The sequence below is a fragment of the Achromobacter sp. genome (genome assembly GCF_036567245.1).
GTDB lineage: Bacteria > Pseudomonadota > Gammaproteobacteria > Burkholderiales > Burkholderiaceae_B > Achromobacter.
The window spans coordinates 1-3717 of sequence record NZ_DATCUY010000160.1 but is presented as its reverse complement, the minus strand read 5'-3'; the positions used below and the strand labels follow the sequence as shown (position 1 = coordinate 3717).

Sequence of the window (3717 nt, the reverse complement as noted above, 5' to 3'; positions counted from 1 at the left end):
ATTTCCCCTCACGGGCCGTGGCGGCTTCCTGCAACACCGGACGCAGATACGACAGGAACCGTTGCGGATCCTCGCTCATGGGGAAATGCCCCATGCCCTCCATGATCTGCCACTTCGAGCCCGCGATGCGGCCCGCCAGGAACTCGGTGTCCTGCGGCGTGCATGAGTAGTCGTACTCGCCGGTCAGCAGCCATAGCGGACAACGCCGCGTGTCGATCTGGGCCACGCGTTCCCGGATGTCGCCGTCCGCGGTGTAGAAGTGCAGGTCGCCCTTGAACACGCCCGGTCCGCTTTGCATGTAGTGCCACAGCGTTTCCCAGCGGTGCTTGTCCGGACTGCCCGGACCTACCAGGCCCGACACGATGCCGGCGCAGACTTCGCCGCCATGCACGTCAGGACGATACAGCCATTCCAGGTCGTAGTAGGGGTCCACGTGGGCCCCCGATTGCAGGCCGATGGCTCCGCCAAAACGTTGCGCATGTTCCAGCGCCAGATGCAGCACCATGCGGCCGCCGATGGAGCAGCCCATCACGATGGGGCGTTCCAGCGCCAGCGCGTCGGCCACGCCCAGCACCGCCTCGGCATAGTCCTTGGAGGTAAGACGATAGGTCTCTTCGTGCCAGCCCTCGGGCGGCGAGGATTTGCCATGCCAGGGCAAATCGAAGGCGATGACCCGGAAATTCCGCAGTATCTCCGGATCGTTCATCACCGCGCGGTACTGGCGGCTATCCGCGCCCGCGGTATGCAGGCACAGCAGGGGCGCGCCGGCGCCGGCTTCCTCAACGTAGACGCGGTGCTCGCGTCCGCCCAATGGCAGGCGCAGGTAGCGGCCGACGACAGGTTCGAATACGGCTTGTTGCGGGTTCACGAGGATGCTCCCGGGGTGCGCGGGCAGGCCAGCACCTCCTTGAAATACAGCAGGTTGGACATGAAGGGATAGAGATCGCCCTCGGCGCGCAGGCGGCGGAACTTGATCATGGCCATCAGATCGTGGAAACCCGGCGCCGGCCTGGGCGTCCAGTAGCGGGCCCAGTCCTCGGCTTGCGCGCGCAGCGCGAAGTCCCAGCGCGGCATGACGAAGGGGCCGCGCCGCACCTGTTCGATGCGGCCGCCGGCCACCGTGATCAGGTGCGCGGTTTCGCTGGCTTCCAGCAGGAACACCGTGTTCAGGTGCCGGCCCCGCCACACCAGACGTTCGCGCGCGTTCACGGCGCCAGCCAGGCGGTGCAGAATGAAATCGTCGTCTTGCATATCGGGTTCCTTTCAGGACGGCGGCATGTCCAGCCGGTAGATGCCGTCTCCCGCGTCCGCGCGCGGATAGCGCTCGGCCACCAGGGGATCATGGCCCGGCACGATGTGCGCATCGGAATCCGCCAGCGACCGGATGCGCGCATAGCCCTCCAGCATGTCGCCGACATGGAAGATGGCAGGGAAGGGGTTGTGGTCAGTGTAGTTGCGGTAATAGTGCAGCGCGTCGGACGCCAGCACGATCCAGCCGCGGGCGGTATGCACGCGTACCACTTGCAGGCCCGGCGTATGCCCGCCGATCCGGTAGACCTCCACGCCTGGCGCCAGTTGGGAATCGCCATCGTGGAATCGCACCCGTCCCGCATAGAGCCGGCGCACGACCGCCTGCACGTCGTCGGCCGAGAAAAAATGCCGCATCGCCTCGAAGCACATGTAGCGGCCCGTGGCGTAGCGCATTTCGGCGTCCTGCAGATGGACCTGCGCCCGGGGGTAGGCTTCGACGTTGCCCGCGTGGTCATAGTGCAGATGGGTCAGGACGATATCGCCTATGTCCTCCCGCGCCAGCCCCAGCCGCGCCAGCGCGGCTTCGGGCTGCAGGCTGAAAGCGCGGCCGCGGGCCCGCGCCGAGCAGGCGCTGAAGCCCGTGTCGACCAGCACCGCGCGGCCGGCGCCGCGCACCAGCCAGCAATAGAAGTCCAGGGGCATCGGCCCATCGTGCACGTCGCCGCGCGACAGGAAATTGTCCACGGCCCGCCGCTCCACGCTGGCGTAGCGGATCGCATACACCTCGTGGATGGGCGGGGCCGGGGGGGCCGGTTGCGCCGCGCTCATTTCTTGACCAGCTTGCACTGGCTTTCGGCCAGCGGCATGAAGGCCTGGTCGCCCGGCACCGTCTTGACGATCTTGTAGTAGTCCCAGGCGGCGGTGGACTCCTTCGGCGACTTCACTTCGACGACGTAGGTGTCGTGGATCAGCTTGCCGTCTTCGCGCAGGCGGGCATTGCGCGCAAAGGCGTCGCGTATCGGCATGCCGCGCAGCGTCTGCATGACCACGTCCACATTGTCCGACCCGGATTTTTCGACCGCGCGCAGGTAGTTCAGCACCGCCGAGTACTGGCCCGCCTGCAAGGCGGTAGGCATCTTGCCGGCGGCCTTGAAGAAGCGCTGCGAAAACGCGCGAGTCTCGTCGTCCATGTTCCAGTAGAAGGTCTCGGCGAAGGTCATGCCTTGCGCCGCCTCCAGGCCCACGCCATGCACGTCGGTGATGCTCATCAGCATGGCGACCAGCTTCTGCCGTTCGGACAGGCCGAACTCGCGCGCCTGCTTGATCTCGTTCTGCAGGTCGGCGCCAGCGCTGGCGAAAGCCACCGCGTCCGCCTTGCTGGATTGGGCGGCCAGCAGGAAGGACGCGAAGTCGGTGCCGGGGAAGGGGTAGCGGACCGTCCCCGCGACCGTGCCGCCGCCGTCCTTCACGAAGCGCATGCCATCGCTTTCCAGCGAATGCCCGAACGCGTAGTCGGCCGTGACGAAATACCACTTCTTCGCGCCGGCCTCGACCAGGGGCAGGGTGCCCACCTTGGCCAACGCGTAGGTGTCATAGACCCACTGCACGTTGTTGGGCGAGCAATCCTCGCCGGTGATGCGGGTGGCGCCCGCGCCCGTCACCATGGTCATCCGCCCCTTTTCGCGGGCGATATTCATGACGGCCAGGGCCACGGCGCTGTTGCCCAGCTCGGTGACCACGTCGACCTTCTCGCGGTCCATCCATTCGCGGGCGCGGCCCGCGGCCACGTCGGTCTTGTTGAGGTGGTCGGCGGAGAGCATCTCCACCGGCTTGCCCAGGACCTTGCCGCCGAAGTCCTCGATGGCGAGCTTGGTGGCCAGCACCGAACCCGGCCCGACGTTGCCGGAGTAGGCGCCGGACATGTCCGTCAACACGCCGATGCGCACGACGCCGTCCGATATGCCGTCCACCGCTGGCGCTTGTGCCTGCGCCAATCCGGTCCCGGCGGCGAGCGCCAGCAGGACGGTGATTTTCTTGTTCATGGTTTGTCTCCTGGTTTGGCCTATATCTGGCTTACGTACTTGATCTGCATGAATTCCTGCAGACCCTCGATGCCGCCTTCCTTGCCCAGGCCGCTATCCTTGAAGCCGCCGAAGGGGGTTTCGGGCAAGGACGCCTGGCAATGGTTGACGCAGACGACGCCGCTTTCGATGCGCTCGGTCGCGGTCCGCGCTGTGCCGGCGTCTCGCGTAAAGACATAGGCAGCCAGGCCGAAAGGCAGGCGGTTGGCCAGCGCCAACCCTTCGTCCAGATCCCTGAACGGACTGACCAGCGCCAAGGGGCCGAAAGGTTCAGTGTTGGCGGCGAGGCTGTCGGTCGCGACGTCGCGCAGCACGGTCGGCGACCAGAACCAGCCCGGCAGATCCGGCCGCGTGCCGCCGGCCGCCAGTTGCGCGCCGTGCGCCA

The 3717-nt window shown here is 66.7% G+C and carries 5 protein-coding genes; all 5 read right to left on the bottom strand.

From position 1 onward, the window contains the following. Positions 1-868 (bottom strand): alpha/beta hydrolase (locus VIR09_RS07030; RefSeq protein ID WP_332012225.1); only part of this gene is annotated, 868 nt, incomplete at its 3' end. Continuing rightward, the gene (locus VIR09_RS07025) at positions 865-1251 is read right to left on the bottom strand and encodes a hypothetical protein (RefSeq protein WP_332012224.1); all 387 of its coding nucleotides are present in this window, start codon (positions 1249-1251) and stop codon (positions 865-867) included. The genes VIR09_RS07025 and VIR09_RS07030, both read right to left, overlap by 4 nt. A gap of 12 nt (positions 1252-1263) precedes the next feature. Further along, positions 1264-2079 (bottom strand): N-acyl homoserine lactonase family protein, encoded by an 816-nt coding sequence (locus VIR09_RS07020; protein WP_332012223.1) that lies wholly within the window; start codon positions 2077-2079, stop codon positions 1264-1266. Then, positions 2076-3293 carry an ABC transporter substrate-binding protein gene (locus VIR09_RS07015; protein WP_332012222.1) on the bottom strand — a complete coding sequence of 406 codons (1218 nt, stop codon included), beginning with the start codon at positions 3291-3293 and terminating at the stop codon, positions 2076-2078. Before VIR09_RS07015 ends, VIR09_RS07020 begins: the two co-directional genes overlap by 4 nt. A gap of 20 nt (positions 3294-3313) precedes the next feature. Further along, a partial coding sequence (locus VIR09_RS07010) for an aldehyde dehydrogenase family protein (protein ID WP_332012221.1) occupies positions 3314-3717 on the bottom strand: 404 nt, incomplete at its 5' end.

Coding starts and splice junctions, on each gene's coding strand:
- VIR09_RS07015 (WP_332012222.1), bottom strand. CDS start 3,293: ATGAACAAGAAAATCACCGTCCTGCTGGCGCTCGCCGCCGGGACCGGA.
- VIR09_RS07020 (WP_332012223.1), bottom strand. CDS start 2,079: ATGAGCGCGGCGCAACCGGCCCCCCCGGCCCCGCCCATCCACGAGGTG.
- VIR09_RS07025 (WP_332012224.1), bottom strand. CDS start 1,251: ATGCAAGACGACGATTTCATTCTGCACCGCCTGGCTGGCGCCGTGAAC.